The 15,952-nt window shown below is 70.8% G+C and carries 14 protein-coding genes and 1 tRNA gene; 9 read left to right on the top strand and 6 right to left on the bottom strand.

The genetic code is table 11. The annotated features are described in order from the left end of the window. From ACIBK5_RS24095 to ACIBK5_RS24075, 5 genes are all read left to right on the top strand, one after another. Positions 1-2,016 carry a copper resistance protein CopC gene (locus ACIBK5_RS24095; RefSeq protein WP_399022276.1) on the top strand — a complete coding sequence of 672 codons (2,016 nt, stop codon included), beginning with the start codon at positions 1-3 and terminating at the stop codon, positions 2,014-2,016. A gap of 6 nt (positions 2,017-2,022) precedes the next feature. Beyond that, positions 2,023-3,321, top strand: coding sequence for an iron uptake transporter deferrochelatase/peroxidase subunit (gene efeB / locus ACIBK5_RS24090; protein ID WP_399022274.1), 1,299 nt, complete (start codon positions 2,023-2,025; stop codon positions 3,319-3,321). 62 nt (positions 3,322-3,383) lie between these two features. After that, positions 3,384-4,316 (top strand): prephenate dehydratase, encoded by a 933-nt coding sequence (gene pheA, locus ACIBK5_RS24085; protein ID WP_391104153.1) that lies wholly within the window; start codon positions 3,384-3,386, stop codon positions 4,314-4,316. 550 nt (positions 4,317-4,866) lie between these two features. Then, a complete protein-coding gene (gene serS, locus ACIBK5_RS24080) occupies positions 4,867-6,144 on the top strand; it encodes a serine--tRNA ligase (RefSeq protein ID WP_399022272.1) in 1,278 nt (425 codons plus the stop codon). Continuing rightward, positions 6,141-6,944 carry an HAD family hydrolase gene (locus ACIBK5_RS24075; RefSeq protein WP_399022271.1) on the top strand — a complete coding sequence of 268 codons (804 nt, stop codon included), beginning with the start codon at positions 6,141-6,143 and terminating at the stop codon, positions 6,942-6,944. Before serS ends, ACIBK5_RS24075 begins: the two co-directional genes overlap by 4 nt. 47 nt (positions 6,945-6,991) lie before the next feature. On the opposite strand, the gene ACIBK5_RS24070 is transcribed toward ACIBK5_RS24075, so the two are convergent. The 6 genes from ACIBK5_RS24070 to ACIBK5_RS24045 all read right to left on the bottom strand — a co-directional run bounded on the left by ACIBK5_RS24070 (position 6,992) and on the right by ACIBK5_RS24045 (position 11,313). Then, positions 6,992-7,096: transfer RNA gene (locus ACIBK5_RS24070), tRNA-OTHER, on the bottom strand. A gap of 268 nt (positions 7,097-7,364) precedes the next feature. Continuing rightward, complete coding sequence (locus ACIBK5_RS24065; protein ID WP_399022269.1) at positions 7,365-7,697, bottom strand: hypothetical protein; 333 nt, start codon at positions 7,695-7,697, stop codon at positions 7,365-7,367. 103 nt (positions 7,698-7,800) lie between these two features. Continuing rightward, positions 7,801-8,520 carry an ABC transporter permease subunit gene (locus tag ACIBK5_RS24060; RefSeq protein ID WP_399022266.1) on the bottom strand — a complete coding sequence of 240 codons (720 nt, stop codon included), beginning with the start codon at positions 8,518-8,520 and terminating at the stop codon, positions 7,801-7,803. Between the two features lie 9 nt (positions 8,521-8,529). Then, positions 8,530-9,441, bottom strand: a complete 912-nt coding sequence (locus tag ACIBK5_RS24055; RefSeq protein WP_399022264.1) for an ABC transporter ATP-binding protein — start codon at positions 9,439-9,441, stop codon at positions 8,530-8,532. After that, positions 9,438-10,355, bottom strand: coding sequence for an ABC transporter permease (locus ACIBK5_RS24050; protein WP_399022262.1), 918 nt, complete (start codon positions 10,353-10,355; stop codon positions 9,438-9,440). Before ACIBK5_RS24050 ends, ACIBK5_RS24055 begins: the two co-directional genes overlap by 4 nt. Further along, positions 10,345-11,313 (bottom strand): ABC transporter ATP-binding protein, encoded by a 969-nt coding sequence (locus ACIBK5_RS24045; RefSeq protein ID WP_399022461.1) that lies wholly within the window; start codon positions 11,311-11,313, stop codon positions 10,345-10,347. The genes ACIBK5_RS24050 and ACIBK5_RS24045 overlap by 11 nt, the downstream gene beginning before the upstream one ends. 179 nt (positions 11,314-11,492) lie before the next feature. Between ACIBK5_RS24045 and ACIBK5_RS24040 the strand changes: the two genes are divergently transcribed. The 4 genes from ACIBK5_RS24040 to ACIBK5_RS24025 all read left to right on the top strand — a co-directional run bounded on the left by ACIBK5_RS24040 (position 11,493) and on the right by ACIBK5_RS24025 (position 15,913). Beyond that, entirely contained in the window at positions 11,493-13,250 is a 1,758-nt protein-coding gene (locus ACIBK5_RS24040; protein WP_399022259.1) for an SDR family oxidoreductase, read from the top strand. 153 nt (positions 13,251-13,403) lie between these two features. Continuing rightward, positions 13,404-13,952 carry an RNA 2'-phosphotransferase gene (locus ACIBK5_RS24035; RefSeq protein WP_399022257.1) on the top strand — a complete coding sequence of 183 codons (549 nt, stop codon included), beginning with the start codon at positions 13,404-13,406 and terminating at the stop codon, positions 13,950-13,952. A gap of 83 nt (positions 13,953-14,035) precedes the next feature. Then, positions 14,036-14,938 (top strand): LLM class flavin-dependent oxidoreductase, encoded by a 903-nt coding sequence (locus ACIBK5_RS24030; RefSeq protein WP_399022255.1) that lies wholly within the window; start codon positions 14,036-14,038, stop codon positions 14,936-14,938. A 105-nt stretch (positions 14,939-15,043) separates the two neighbouring features. Then, a complete protein-coding gene (locus ACIBK5_RS24025; protein WP_399022253.1) occupies positions 15,044-15,913 on the top strand; it encodes a Cof-type HAD-IIB family hydrolase in 870 nt (289 codons plus the stop codon). Positions 15,914-15,952: the final 39 nt, after the last annotated feature.

The following is a 15,952-nucleotide window of genomic DNA, read 5'->3' as shown; positions in this document are numbered from 1 at the left end:
GTGACACAGACCATCGCCCCCCGCGTCCGGACCCTGGTGCTGCTGCTCCTGGGCGCGGCCTGCGCACTTCTCGCCGGGGCCGGCCCCGCCTCCGCGCACGCCGCGGTGACCGGCAGCGACCCCGGGCAGGGGGCGGTGGTCCAGGAGGCCCCGGCCCGGATCTCGCTCACCTTCTCCGAGCAGGTCGCGCTGTCCGACGACTCGCTGCGCGTGCTCGACCCCGACGGCAAGCGGGTCGACACGGCCGAGCCGTCCAACGTGAGCGGGACGACGTATGCCGTCGGGCTGAAGCCTGGCTTGCCCGACGGCACGTACACGGTGGCCTACCAGGTCGTCTCCGCGGACAGCCATCCCGTGGCCGGCGCCTACACCTTCTCCATCGGTGCCCCCTCCAAGACCTCCGCGACGGTCTCCCAGCAGGCGACGGACGACGGGGTCGTCGGCTGGCTGTACGGCTTCGGGCGGTATATGTCGTACGCCGGGTTCATCGTGATGGCCGGCGGCGCCGCCTTCGTCCTCGCCTGCTGGCGGCGCGGCTCCGGGGTGCGGCCGGTGCAGCGGTTCGTCGTCTCCGGCTGGCTCGCGCTCACCGCCGCGACCCTCGCGCTGCTGCTCCTGCGCGGCTCCTACACCGGCTCCGGCAAGGTCGCCGACATCTTCGACCTGTCCCTGCTCGGACAGGTGCTCGAGACCAAGACCGGCGCCGCCCTGGTGTCCCGGCTGCTGCTGCTCGCCGCCGCGGCACTGTTCATCTCCGTGCTGTTCGGGGCCTACGACAAGCGTGAAGACCCCCAGGAGAAGCGCGACCTGACCTTCGGTCTCGCCATCGGCGGCGTCGTCGTGGCGGCCGGCCTCGCCGCGAGCTGGGCGATGTCGGAGCACGCCTCGGTCGGGCTCCAGGCGGGCATCTCCATGCCGGTCGACGTCGTCCATCTGCTGGCGGTCGCCGCGTGGCTCGGCGGGCTGGGCGGGCTCCTGGTCGCCCTGTACCGGGCACCCGCCGACGCGCCCGTCGACGCGCCGTCCGTACGCCGCTTCTCCCGTGTCGCCTTCGGCAGCGTGCTCGCGCTGATCGCGACCGGGACGTACCAGTCCTGGCGCCAGCTCGGCTCCTGGTCGGCCTTCACCGACACCCGGTACGGGCAGCTGCTCCTGGCCAAGATCGCCCTCGTGGCCGTGCTGGTCGGCGTCGCGTGGATCTCGCGGCGCTGGACGGGGCGGCTGCTGGAGGCGGTGCCGGCGTCGGCGGAGCGGGAGATGGCGCGTGTCGGTGCGGGGGCTGAGGCCTCCGGCGACACAGGCGCCGCTGCCACTGGCGATGACCGGACCGGCACGGACACCGACAAGGACGCCGAGGCTCAGCCTGATTCCGAGGCCGCCGCCCCGGAGGAAACCGCCTCCGAGCCCGACGAGGCCGAGCCCGCCGACGCCGAGCGCGCCGCACAGCTCGCCCGGCAGCGGGCCGCTCGGGACACCGCCCGGCGGAAGCAGCTGCGGGACGCCGATCCGAACCGCTTCGGACTGCGCCGCTCCGTGCTGGCCGAAGCCGGCATCGCGGTCGTCCTGCTCGCCGTCACCACCGTGCTCACGCAGACCGAGCCGGGCCGCACGGAGCAGGAGGCCAAGGCGGCCACCTCGCCCTCCGCAGCCGCCTCCGCCGACGCCGGAGCCTCCGGGGCGCTCACCCTGAACATGCCGTTCGACACCGGCGGCGAGGACGGCAAGGGCATCGTCACGATCGACCTCGACCCCGCGCGCGTGGGCGACAACGAGATGCACGTCTACGTGGAGCGGCCCAACGGCCGGGCCTTCGACATCCCCGAGGTGAAGGTCGACTTCACCCTGGAAGCCAAGGACATCGGGCCCCTGCCCGTCGTCCCCGACCACATCGCTACCGGACACTGGTCGGCGAACGGAGTGCAGATCCCCATGGCCGGCGACTGGCAGGTCGACGTCACCGTGCGGACCTCCGACATCGACGAGGTGACCGTCTCCAAGAACGCGCAGATCGGCTGAACGACCATGGTTGACCAGTCCACTCCGGAGGCCCGCACTCCCGGCACCGCCCCGGGGGAGACCGAAGCGGCCTCTGCCCGGGAAGGCATTTCACGGCGCCGGATGCTCGGCACCGCCGGTGCCACCGGGCTCGTGCTCGGTACGGCGGGCGCGGCCGGGGGATACGCCGCCGCGCCCTCCGAGGCCGCCGCGCCCCTCACCTCGCTCGGCACCGACCGGGCGATGTTTCACGGGAAACATCAGCCCGGCATCACCGACGCCCTCCAGGCCCGCGGCCATGTCGTCGCCTTCGACCTGGCGGCGGGCGCCGGCCGCAAGGAGGCCGCCGCCCTGCTGCGCCGCTGGTCGGAGACGGCCCGGCGGCTGATGGCGGGCGAGCCGAGCGGACATGACGACACCGACGTGGCCCGGGACGCCGGGCCGTCGTCACTGACGATCACCTTCGGCTTCGGCCACAGCTTCTTCGCCAGGACCGGCCTGGAGAAGCAGCGCCCGGCCTCCCTCGACCCGCTGCCCGAGTTCTCCTCCGACCACCTCGACAAGAACCGCAGCAACGGCGATCTGTGGGTGCAGATCGGAGCCAACGACTCCCTGGTCGCCTTCCACGCCCTGCGCGCCATCCAGAAGAACACCGGCTCGGCGGCCCGCGTCCGCTGGCAGATGAACGGCTTCAACCGCTCGCCGGGCGCCACCGCCCACCCCATGACGGCCCGCAACCTGATGGGCCAGATCGACGGCACCCGCAACCCGAAGCCGGCCGAGCCCGACTTCGACCAGCGCATCTTCGTCCCGGAGAAGCCGGAGAAGGGCGAACCGGCCTGGATGGCGAACGGCTCCTACGCCGTCGTACGCCGTATCCGGATGCTCCTCGACGACTGGGAGAAGCTCTCCGGCAAGGCGCAGGAGCACGTGATCGGGCGTCGCAAGTCCGACGGGGCGGCGCTGTCCGGGGGCACCGAGACGACCGCGATGGACCTGGAGAAGACGGACGCCGAGGGCAATCTGGTCGTCCCGATCAACGCCCACGCCCGGATCACGCGGCCCGACCAGAACGGCGGCGCGGCGATGCTCCGCCGCCCGTTCTCGTTCCACGACGGCATCGACACCGACGGGGTGCCCGACGCGGGGCTGCTCTTCATCTGCTGGCAGGCCGACCCGCTGCGCGGCTTCGTGCCGGTGCAGCGCAAGCTCGACCGCGGCGACGCCCTGTCGCAGTTCATCCGGCACGAGTCGAGCGGACTGTTCGCGGTGCCGGGCGGGGCCCCGAAGGGCGAGTACGTGGGGCAGAAGTTGCTGGAGGGGTGAGAGTTCGCCTCTGGGCGGTCTTGTGGGGGATGTCGATTCCGCGAGCCCATTAGGGTGAGGTCATGCCAGCGAGCTATGCGTATCTCGGCCCTGAGGGCACCTTCACCGAAGTCGCCCTGCGCACGCTTCCCGAGGCCGCCACCCGGGAACTCACCCCCTACGTCTCCGTCCAGTCCGCGCTCGACGCCGTACGGACCGGCGAGGCCGAGGCCGCGTTCGTGCCGATCGAGAACTCCGTCGAGGGCGGCATCACCACCACCCTCGACGAGCTGGTGGCAGGCGCCCCGCTGATGATCTACCGCGAGGTGCTGCTGTCGATCACCTTCGCGCTGCTGGTCCGCCCGGGCACCAAGCTGTCGGACATCAAGACGGTCTCCGCCCACCCGGCCGCCCAGCCGCAGGTGCGCAACTGGCTGAAGAAGAACCTGCCGGACGCGCACTGGGAGTCGGCCGCCTCGAACGCGGACGCCGCCCGGCTGGTCCAGGAGGGCCAGTACGACGCCGCCTTCGCCGGCGAGTTCGCGGCCGCCCGCTACGGCCTCGAGGCCCTGGAAACGGGGATCCACGACGCGGAGAACGCCCAGACACGGTTCGTGCTGGTCGGCCGGCCCGCCCGGCCCGCGGCACCGACCGGCGCGGACAAGACGTCCATCGTGCTGTGGCAGCGCGACGACCACCCCGGTGGTCTGCGCGACCTGCTGGGCGAGTTCGCCACGCGGGGCATCAACCTGATGCTGCTCCAGTCCCGGCCCACCGGTGCCGGCATCGGCAACTACTGCTTCTGCATCGACGCCGAGGGTCATATCTCCGACCGCCGGGTGGCGGATGCCCTGAAGGGCCTGAAGCGGATCTGCCTCCAGGTGCGCTACCTCGGCTCCTATCCGCGCGCGGACGTGCGGCCCGGGGATGTCCAGCCGCCGCGGCTGGGGACGTCGGACGAGGAGTTCGCGGAGGCGGCGGACTGGGTGGCGCGGTGCCAGGACGGCCGGTTCTAGGCCGGTCCCGGGACGGTTCCAGGCCGGTTCCAGGCTGTCGTACCTGCTGATTGTCGTTATCCACAGAAGTTATCCACAGGTTGGCTTCTCGACCTGGGGACAAGTCGACAACGAAGCGTGAGTCAGTCGACAAATCGCCCTACAGGCCCCTGATGCGTCCATCGACGTGCAGGTCGCCCTTCGTCCACCGTTTTCCTTTGTGTAACTCTTCAGGGTGAGCTGATTCCACCGAAAGTGAGGATAGAGCGGGTTTGTACTGGGAATTCTGAGGGACGAGGGGGCCTTCCGGAGTGATCAATTCCGAAGTCCACAGATCTTCCACACAGCCTGTGGATAACTCTTCGACGGGTGTGGATCCCTGTGGACAACCGAACCCCAAGTCCCGCCTCCCGCAAGGGATTCGAGTCAAGGCGACGCCCAGGGGATGCCTCGTTCCGGGGAGAGGTGGGCTGTTTATTGACACTGCTCGCAATTCCCCCATAACGGTATGTAATGCGCAGCCGGAATAGTGAGTCGTGGGCGGTCATCGCGCACCGGTAGCCTTGGGCGCGTGATTGACCTTCGCCTGCTCCGTGAGGACCCCGACCGTGTGCGCGCTTCCCAGCGCGCCCGTGGAGAGGACGTCGCGCTCGTCGACGCCCTCCTGTCTGCCGACGAGCGGCGCAGGTCGTCCGGCGTCCGCTTCGACGAGCTGCGCGCCGAGCAGAAGGCGCTCGGCAAGCTCATCCCCAAGGCGGCCGGAGACGAGAAGGCCGAGCTGCTGAAGAAGGCGGGCCAGCTCTCCGCCGACGTCAAGGCGGCCGACGCGGACCGCGACGCCGCCGACACCGAGACCCAGGAGCTGCTCCAGAGGCTCGGCAACCTCGTCCACCCGGACGTGCCCGTGGGCGGCGAGGAGGACTTCGTCACGCTGGAGACGCACGGCACGATCCGCGACTTCGCCGCCGAGGGCTTCGAGCCCAAGGACCACCTGGCGCTCGGCCAGATCCTCGGCGCGATCGACGTCGAGCGCGGCGCCAAGGTCTCCGGCTCGCGCTTCTACTTCCTGACGGGCATCGGCGCGCTCCTGGAGCTCGCCCTGGTGAACGCGGCGATGGCCCAGGCCACCGCGGCCGGCTTCACCCCGATGCTCACCCCGGCCCTGGTCCGTCCCCAGTCCATGGCGGGCACGGGCTTCCTCGGCCAGGCATCCCAGGACGTCTACCACCTCGCCGACGACGACCTCTACCTGGTCGGCACGTCCGAGGTGGCGCTGGCGGCGTACCACATGGACGAGATCCTCGACGCCGACCGCCTCCCCCTGCGTTACGCGGGCTTCTCCCCCTGCTTCCGCCGCGAGGCCGGTTCGCACGGCAAGGACACCCGGGGCATCTTCCGCGTGCACCAGTTCGACAAGGTCGAGATGTTCTCCTATGTCGCTCCGGAGGACTCGGGGGCCGAGCACCAGCGGCTGCTGGAGTGGGAGAGGCAGTGGCTGACCTCCCTGGAGCTGCCGTACCGCGTGATCGACGTGGCCAGCGCCGACCTGGGCGCCTCGGCCTCCCGCAAGTTCGACTGCGAGGCGTGGATCCCGACCCAGGGCAAGTACCGCGAGCTGACCTCGACCTCGGACTGCACCGAGTTCCAGTCCCGCCGGCTGTCGATCCGCGTCCGTGACGGCAAGCAGGTCAAGCCGCTGGCCACGCTCAACGGCACCCTGTGCGCCGTACCGCGCACGATCGTCGCGATCCTGGAGAACCACCAGCAGGCCGACGGCTCGGTGCGCGTGCCCGAGGTGCTGCGTCCGTACCTGGGCGGCCGGGAGGTCCTGGAGCCGGTGTCCAAGTGACCACCGGTTTCCCCTACAAGCTGATCGCCACCGACCTCGACGGGACGCTGCTGCGCTCCGACGAGTCGGTATCGGAGCGCACCCGTGACGCGCTCGCCGCGGCCACCGCGGCGGGCGCAGCGCACATCGTCGTCACCGGCCGCGCGGTCCCGTGGACCCGGCACATCCTCGACGACCTGGGCTACCAGGGGCTGGCCGTCTGCGGCCAGGGCGCGCAGGTCTACGACGCCGGCGCCCACCGCCTGCTGACGTCGGTGACGCTGGACCGGCAGCTGGCCGGGGTGGCGCTGGCCAAGATCGAGGCGGAGGTCGGCCCGCTGTACCTGGCCGCGAGCCGCGACGGTCTGGACGGAGAGGTGCTGGTCGGCCCCGGCTACTCGGTCCAGGGCACCCTCCCCGCGACCCCCTTCGCGGACGCGTCGGACCTGTGGACCGCGCCCCTGAACAAGCTGTACATCCAGCACCCGACGTTGTCGGACGACGAGCTGTGCGCGGTGGCCACATGCACCGCCGGCGGTTTCGTCAGCGTCGTCATGGCGGGGGCGGGCATCGTCGAACTCCTCCCCCTGGGCCTGTCCAAGGCCACCGGCCTGTCCCTGGCGGCCCGTCGGCTCAAGGTGAAGGCGGCCGACACGATCGCCTTCGGCGACATGCCCAACGACATACCGATGTTCGCCTGGTCCTCCTACGGTGTCGCCATGGCGGACGCCCACGAGGAACTGAAGGCCGTGGCCGACGAGGTGACGTCCTCGAACGAGGAGGACGGCATCGCTGTGGTGCTGGAGCGGTTGCTGGGCTGAACGTCGGGCCTGTCGTTCAGTGCTCGGTGATGCTCGGTGATGCTCGGCGGAGGATGCACGGATCGAACGTGCGCGGGCGCTGAAGCCCGACCGCGACTCGCTTCTGTTCAAGCACAGAGCAAACCGGTGCCTTACCACTCGGCCAATCCTCCGGGTGGGCGGCCCACGCGATATGCGATTCGCGTGCTCGAAGCGGCCGCCCCGGGCAGCTCCCCGTATGGGGCGAGCTCTACGGAGTGGGTTGCGACTACTCCGGAGCCCGCCGCGGGCTGCCCTGAAGGGAGCTGGACGTACTGCCGTGCATGGACATCGTCCCGCTCCTCTCCCAGAACTCGGCGCCGGACTTCCTCACCCGGCGGGGTGGACACAACCACTCTGCCCGCCGGGCGAATTGGACGCCACCGATTAAATCGCCCGGCTTCAGCGCCTGCGCCACCTGCGGCGGCGGACCTTGCTGAAGAACCAGCCCGCGGGCGGCTCGTCGGAGCGCCAGGGCTGCGGCTCCGGCTCCTCGCGGCGCCAGCGCTCGGCGAGCATCCGGGCCCGGGCGGACGGCTCGGAGGTCCCGGCGGAGCGTATGAAGTCGTCGTCCAGGACGAGGTCGTCCCAAGCGTCGTCTCCGGACCTGGACTCGGACCTGGACTCGGACCTGCCTCCGGACCCGGCCCCGGCGCCGGACCTGCCTCCGGACCCGGCCCCGGGCTCCGGCCCGGCCTGACCGCCGTCCTCGTACTGAGCCCTCTCGCCCGCCATCCCCGTCTCCTCCCAGCCGTCCAACTCCCGTGTGGTTCCCCTACATCCCGTTTGCCCAGTGTGCCCTGACAGGGGTGAAGCCCCCGTCAAGGCCCGGGCTGCGTCACTCCTCGCCGGCGAGTGTCAGCGAGCGCAGCTTCTGTCCGGCGTACCAGGTGGCCAGGACCGTGACGCCGACCAGCAGCACCGTCGCCGTCGTCAGGCCGACGTCCGAGGTCACCAGGTCCCCGCCGGACACCTTCTGGGCCACGGCCAGCGACCACTGCTGGACGCTCAGCGTGCGGGCGCCCGGCACCAGGGAGCCGAACAGGGCCTCCCAGACCAGCGCGTAGACGAGGCCGAACACCACCGCGTGCCGGGAGACCGTGCCGAGCAGCAGGAACATCGCCGCGTACGCGATGGACGCGACCAGCGCCGCCACCGTGTAGGCCACGGCGATCTGCTGGCCGTTGCCGTTCAGGATGAACCCGGCGATGAGCGTCGGCACCGCGGAGAACACCATCGTCACGGCGACGGCGACGATCAGCTTGGTGAAGATGATGGTCGGCCGTTTGATCGGCTTGGACAGCAGGTACACCACCGAGCCGTCGTCGATCTCCGGCCCGATCGCGCCGGTTCCGGCGATGACGCCGATGAGCGGCACCATCGTGGCGAGGGCGAGCCCGCCCAGCAGGTCGGAGGCCGTCTGGTCGTCCGCACCGGTGAGACCGCGCACCGCCACGGCGATGACGATCAGCAGCAGGGGCAGGGCACCGAGGATGAGGGCCCGGCGCCGGCCGAGCAGGGCCCGGTAGGTGAGCCGGGCGACTGTGGGGTCATACATCAGGGCCTCCTACGCCGCGACCAGGTACGAGAAGACGGACTCGAGGGACTCGTCGGACGGCGAGACCGTGAGCAGGCGGATGCCGTGCTCGCGCGCCACACGCGGCAGCAGAGCCGTGAAGCGGCCGAAGTCGACGGCCTGGACGCGCAGCGCGCCCTCGGCGTGGTCGACCTCGATCCCGGACGTCGACGGGTCGGCGATCAGCGCGGCCGCGAGGGCGCGGTCGTCGCTGGAACGCACCAGGTAGCGGTGCGGCCGGTCGGTCATCAGGCGCCGGATCTTGCGGAAGTCACCACTGGCGGCATGCCGGCCGGCGACGACGACCTCGATGTGCCAGGCGAGTTGCTCGACCTCTTCGAGGATGTGGGACGAGAACAGCACCGTGCGGCCCTCGTCGCCCATGCGGCGCAGCAGGTCCATCAGCTGCATGCGCTGGCGCGGGTCCATGCCGTTGAAGGGTTCGTCCAGCAGGAGCAGGGACGGGTCGTGGACCAGGGCGGAGGCCATCTTCACGCGCTGGCGCATGCCCTTGGAGTACGTCTGGATCTTGCGGTCCTGCGCGTACTCCATCTCGACCGTGGCCAGCGCCTTCTGGGCCGCCTTGGCGCCCAGGCCGTGCAGCTCGGCGTTGGCCAGGACGAACTCCTTCCCGGTGAGGAAGTCGTACATCGCCTCGCGCTCGGGGACGACGCCGATGTGCCGGTAGATCTGCTCGTTGCGCCACACGGGCTGCCCGTCGAGGGTGACCGTGCCGGTGGAGGGGGCCAGGAAGCCGCCCATCATGTTGATGAGGGTGGACTTTCCGGCGCCGTTGGGGCCGAGGAGGCCCGTGACGCCGGGGCCGATGGTCATGGTGATGTCGTTGACGGCGACCACGTTGCCGAACCAGCGGGAGACATGGTCGATGGAGAGCGTGGTCACAGTCCCACCTTCTTGTAGCGGCGCATCAGGAGGCCGTAGCTCGCCGCGATCAGGCCCAGGGCGACGAGGACGAAGACGGCGCCCTCGGCGTTGCTCGGGCCCACCCCGCCGGGGAAGGCCGAGGTCGCGCCCAGGAACGCGGACTGCACACCGTCGACGAGGGTGATCGGCGAGAACAGCCCGATCAACGGCACGGCGTCGCTGCTGCCCTGGACGTCCGCGATGGCCTGCAGGGTGGAGACCGCGCCGTAGGTGATGGTCAGCACGGCGATCACGGCCGCGATGCCGAAGCCGCGGCGCGGAGTGAAGGACGCGATGACCAGGCCGATACCGGCGAACAGCAGTGAGAGCAGTGCCACGGAGACGAGTCCCTGTGCGAGTCCCTTGGTCTGGTCGGCGAAGTCGAGCTCGGCCAGCAGCGCGCCCACGTAGAGCACGAGCAGGGGAGCGGCCGTGAGGACGAACAGCGCCGAGGCCAGCGCCGCGAACTTGGCGCGGACGTAGTCGGCGGTCTCGATGGGCCGCGAGAAGTACAGCGGCACGGTCTTGAAGCGCAGGTCGCGCGAGACGGACTGGGGTGCCTGCGAGGCGACGTACAGGCTGATGACCGCCTGCATGACGATCGCGTAGCGCGTGTAGTCCACGGGCAGGGAACTGGCCTTGGTGGCGACAGCGACGGCGACCATGATGGCCGCGGGCACGCACATCACGACGAACAGCAGCATCGGCAGCACCTTGGACTTCACCGAGCGGCCGAGGCCGTAGGAGCCGCGCAGGGACTGCGAGTACAGGGAGCGTCGGGCGTAGGCACGGCCCAGTCGGGGGCCGTCGTAGGAGCGGTAGCCGATGTTGTGGATGCGGGTCTGGTCACCCGGTGCCGGGGCGGATGTCCCCGTGGAGTGCTCAACCGCCATGGCCGACCGCCTCCTTCCGCTGCTCGCGCTCGTCGCTGCTCGTGAAGACCTCGGAGATGTGGTGCCTGCGCTGCTCCATGCGCACCAGGCCCAGTCCGAGGTCGGCGATCACGTCCCGGACCAGGTCGTACGTCTCCTCGCCCTGGGCGGTGAGGAGCAGGACGTGGCCGGCGCCCGGCAGGCCGCTGCCGTCCTCGACGCTCACCCCGCGCGCGTGCAGCGCGTCGCGCACCGCGCGGGTGCCGTCCGGGTGCTCGTCGGTGTCGGTGACCTCGATCGCGAGGGTCGTGGTGGTCTGGGTGAAGTCCGTGGTGGAGCTGGAGCGCAGGAGCTTGCCGCCGTCGATGACGACGACGTGGTCGCAGGTGCGCTCCAGTTCGCCCAGCAGGTGGGAGGTGACCAGGACGGAGATGCCGAAGTCGGTGTGGATCCGGCGGATCAGGCCGAGCATCTCGTCGCGGCCGACCGGGTCGAGGCCGTTGGTCGGCTCGTCCAGGAAGACCAGCTGCGGGTCGTGCACCAGGGCCTGGGCGAGCTTGACGCGCTGCTTCATGCCGGTCGAGTAGCCGCCGATGGGGCGGTAGCGCTCCTCGTACAGGCCGACATGGCGGAGTGTGTCGGCCGTGCGCTCGCGCGCCGCGGTGGGCGGCAGGCCGGACATGCGCGCCATGTGGACGACGAACTCGGTGGCCGAGACGTCCGGCGGCAGGCAGTCGTGCTCGGGCATGTAGCCGACCCGCTCGCGGATGTCGGCGCCCTTGGTGGCGACATCGAGGCCGAGCACGTCGGCGCGGCCCTCGGTGGCGGGGGACAGACCCAGCAGGATCTTGATCAGTGTGGACTTGCCGGCCCCGTTGGCTCCGACGAGTCCGGTCACACCGGGCCCGACGTCCACGGAGAGCCGGTCAAGCGCGGTCACCCTCGGGAACCGCTTGCTCAGGCTTTCGGTCGCGATCACAGTCACCCTTCGAAGGTAGGGCCCGTGAGCGTGGCGGGCGTCACTCCGTGGAGCTGTATTCGGGTCAGCCCTGAGTATTACGGGCCCCTAGGGGAGCTGGTTCTCGAGAGTTACCACGCCGGGTGGGGCCGGAGCGGCGCCCTATTGACGAACTCTCTAACAACTGCCAGATTCGCCGGATGACGTTGCTCACGGGCGCGCGGGAGCGCCGGGTACGGACCGGCGAAGTCGAGCTGTGCGTGGCCGAGATGGGCGATCCACGTCGCCCGACGGTCGTCCTCGTGCACGGCTACCCCGACAGCAAGGAAGTGTGGTCCGGGGTCGCCGCGCGGCTCGCCGGGCGGTTCCACGTCGTGGCGTACGACGTCCGCGGCCACGGCAGGTCGACGGCGCCGCGGCCGCTGCGGGGCGGGTTCACGCTGGAGAAGCTGACGGACGACTTCCTGGCCGTCGCGGACGCGGTCAGTCCGGACCGGCCCGTGCACCTGGTCGGGCACGACTGGGGATCGGTGCAGGCCTGGGAGTTCACCACCGTCCGGCGCACCGAGGGCCGTATCGCCTCCTTCACCTCGATGTCCGGGCCGTCCCTCGACCACTTCGGTCACTGGATCAGCGGGCGCGTGAAGCGGCCCACCCCGCGCCGGGTCGGCCAGCTCCTCGGGCAGGGCGCGAAGTCCTGGTACGTGTACCTGCTGCACACGCCCGTGCTGCCCGAGCTGGCCTGGCGCGGCCCGCTCGGCAAACGCTGGCCGAATGTACTGGAGCGGGTCGAGAAGGTGCCGCACGACGGGTACCCGACCGCGTCACTCCCGTCGGACGCGGCGCACGGTGCCTGGCTGTACCGGGACAATGTGCGGCCCCGGCTGCGCAGGCCGCGCCCGGACGCGCACGCCCACGCGCCCGTGCAGCTCATCACGCCCCTGGAGGACCGGTTCCTGTCGGAGCGGCTCCACGACGAGCTGGAGCAGTGGGTTCCGCGGCTGACCCGCAGGACGCTCCCGGCGGGGCACTGGATCCCGCGCACCCGTCCGGATCAGCTCGCTTCGTGGATAGGGGATTTCGTGGCGTCCGTCGAGGACGGCCGGTCCCCGGCGGCGGCGAGCGGGAAGCACGCCGAGCGGTTCTCCGGGCAGCTCGTGCTGGTCACCGGGGCGGGCAGCGGCATCGGGCGGGCGACGGCGCTCGCGTTCGCGGAGGCGGGCGCGCGCGTGGTGGCCGTCGACCGGGACGCCGAAGCGGCGGCCCGCACCGCCGAGTCGTCCCGTCTCATGGGCGCCTCGGCGGCCTGGGCGGAGACGGCCGACGTCTCCGACGAGCAGGCCATGGAGAAACTCGCCGAGAAGGTCACCCTCGAGTACGGGGTGGTGGACGTCCTGGTGAACAACGCCGGGATCGGGCTGTCCGGGTCCTTCTTCGACACCACGCCGGAGGACTGGAAGCAGGTCCTCGACGTCAATCTGTGGGGCGTGATCCACGGCTGCCGGCTCTTCGGCCGGCGGATGGCCGAGCGCGGGCAGGGCGGCCACATCGTCAACGTGGCGTCCGCGGCGGCGTACCTGCCGTCCCGGGCCCTGCCCGCCTACAGCACCTCCAAGGCGGCCGTGCTGATGCTCAGCGAGTGCCTGCGTGCGGAACTCGCCGGGCGGGGGATCGGCGTGACGGCGGTCTGTCCGGGCATCGTCAACACCGCCATCACGTCGACGGCGCACTTCGCCGGGGTCGACGCCCAGGAGGAGACGCGGCTCCAGCAGCGCGCCGCCCGTCTGTACGGGCTGCGGAACTATCCGCCGGAGAAGGTGGCCGCCGCGATACTGCGGGGGGTGGTGCGGGACGAGGCGGTGGTTCCGGTCACGCCGGAGGCACGGGGAGCGCGGGTGCTGTCGCGGCTGGCGCCGGGGGTGTTGCGGGGGATCGCGCGGATGAAGCCGCCGATGTGAAAGGCTGCGCGGGCAGGCCCAAGACCCCTGTTTTGAGGGCCTGTTGTCCACAGAACCGCCAATTCCCCTGTGGATAACCATACTTGGCTGTGGATCAAACCTCGGAAGCAATACTCGATCGCGTGATTCCCGTCTCTCCCGCACTCTGGTGGGATGGACGAAAGACGCACCGTCAAGGTGTCGAAGTATCTCTCGAAGCATCTGCGCCACCAGCCGGAGCAGATCGGGCTGGCGCTCGACGAGGGCGGCTGGGTGGAGATCGACACGCTGATCGCCGCGGCCGCCGCGCACGGTTTCCGGCTCACCCGCGATGAACTGGACCATGTCGTCATCACCAACGACAAGCGCCGTTTCGCCATCGAGGGCACCCGGATCCGCGCCAGCCAGGGCCACAGCGTCGAGGTCGACCTCGCGCTGCCGTCGGCGACCCCGCCCGCGCACCTCTACCACGGCACCGTCGCCCGCCACCTGGACGCGATCCGGGTCGAGGGGCTCAGGCCGATGAACCGGCACGACGTACATCTCTCACCCGACCGCGAGACGGCGACCCGCGTCGGCGCCCGCCGTGGCCGGCCGATCGTACTGACGGTGGACACGGCCGCCATGCACCGCGACGGCCATGTCTTCCGCGTGAGCGCGAACGGCGTGTGGCTGACCGAGGCCGTACCGCCGCGGTATCTCCGCTTCCCCGCACCCCACTGACCTGTTGTGCAGGACCAGCCGCTCACGGTGACTGTTTCACGTGAAACACCGGCGCCCCGCAGGGCTCCTTTAGGCTCGTCGCCATGAGTCTGCAACTGAGCACCGTGATCCTCCCGTACCGCCGCTGGAGCGAAGGCGGCCGTACGGCCTGGACGCGCGCCGAGCAGCTCGGCTTCCACACCGCGTACACCTACGACCATCTGTCCTGGCGCAGCTTCCGGGACGGCCCGTGGTTCGGTGCCGTGCCGACCCTCACCGCCGCCGCGGCCGTCACCGACCGGCTTCGGCTCGGCACGCTGGTGACCTCGCCGAACTTCCGGCACCCGGTGACCCTCGCCAAGGAGCTGATCTCCCTGGACGACATCTCCGGCGGGCGGGTCACGCTGGGCATCGGCGCGGGCGGCTCCGGTTTCGACGCCACCGCACTCGGCCAGGATCCGTGGACCCCGCGCGAGCGCGCCGACCGGTTCGCCGAGTTCGTGCCGCTGCTCGACCGGCTGCTCAGCGAGGACGCGGTGTCGTACGAGGGTGACTTCTACTCGGCTCACGAGGCGCGGAACATCCCCGGCTGTGTGCAGCGCCCCAGGCTGCCGTTCGCGGTGGCCGCGACCGGCCCGCGCGGGATGCGGCTCGCCGCCCGGTACGGCCAGGCGTGGGTGACCACCGGCGACCCCAACCTGTACGAGAACGGCACCCCTGAACAGTCGATTCAGGCCTTGCGCGGACAGGCCGAGAAGCTGGCCGACACCTGCGCCGAGGTCGGCCGGGACATGACCGGCCTCGACCGGGTCCTGCTCAGCGGGTTCACGCCGGACCGTACCGGCCCGCTCCAGTCACTGGACGCCTTCGTCGACTTCGCCGGCCGGCACGCGGAACTGGGATTCACCGAGCTGGTGATCCACTGGCCCATCCCGGACTCGCCGTTCGCGGCGGACGAGAAGGTCTTCGAGCAGATCGCCATGGAGGCGCCGGCGCAGCTGCGCTGAGGCCTCAGAGGGCTGCTTCCTCGGAAAAGCCCAGGTGAGAGCGGCTTCCACTCACCTGTGCGGAGCCCCGCACGCCCGTGCGGGCATCTGCGGGACAATGACCCGGTGACCTCAGCGACCCGACAGCCCGATACCGCGGCCGAGACCCTCCCGCCGCGGCTGATCGCCACCGACCTCGACGGCACCCTGTTGCGTGACGACAAGTCGGTGTCCCCCCGCACGGTGGCCGCGCTGGCCGCCGCCGAGGAGGCGGGCATCGAGGTCTTCTTCGTCACCGGCCGCCCGGCCCGCTGGATGGACGTCGTCAGCGACCACGTGCACGGCCACGGACTGGCGATCTGCGGCAACGGCGCCGCCGTGGTCGACCTGCACGGCGGCCCCGGCACCCACAAGTTCGTGAAGGTACGGGAGCTGGAGCGGGAGAACGCCCTGGACGCCGTACGGCTGCTGCGTGACGCGGCGCCGGGCACGGTGTACGCCGTGGAACAGACCTACGGCTTCTACCAGGAGCCGGCGTACCCGAAGCTGCACATGGAGATCCCCGACAGCCTCGCCCCGGCGGAGGAACTGCTGGGTCCCGACCACCGGGCGGCGGCGGAGCCGGTGCTGAAGATCCTGGCCTACCACCCTGAGATCGACCCCGACGCCTTCCTGACCCTGGCCCGGCTCGCGATCGGCGACCGCGCCAGTGTGACCCGCTCCAGCCCCAGCGCACTGCTCGAGATCAGCGGTCCCGGGGTGTCGAAGGCCAGCACGCTCGCCCTCTGCTGCGCCGAGCGCGGCATCTCGCACGAGGAGGTCGTCGCCTTCGGCGACATGCCGAACGACGTCGAGATGCTGACCTGGGCCGGCCGGTCGTACGCCATGGGCAACGCCCACCCGGACGTGATCGCCGCGGCCTCTGGACGCACCGTCGCGAACAACGAGGACGGGGTCGCGGTCGTGATCGAGCAATTGGTGGCCGAGCGGGTGTAGGTGCCGCCCGCTCTTTCCAGGGCGGTCGAGCCTTTCGAA

It is taken from the genome of Streptomyces sp. NPDC050546, assembly GCF_044457425.1.
GTDB lineage: Bacteria > Actinomycetota > Actinomycetes > Streptomycetales > Streptomycetaceae > Streptomyces.
Note: the sequence above shows the minus strand (reverse complement) of the source record. Positions and strands in the feature narration are given on the sequence as shown.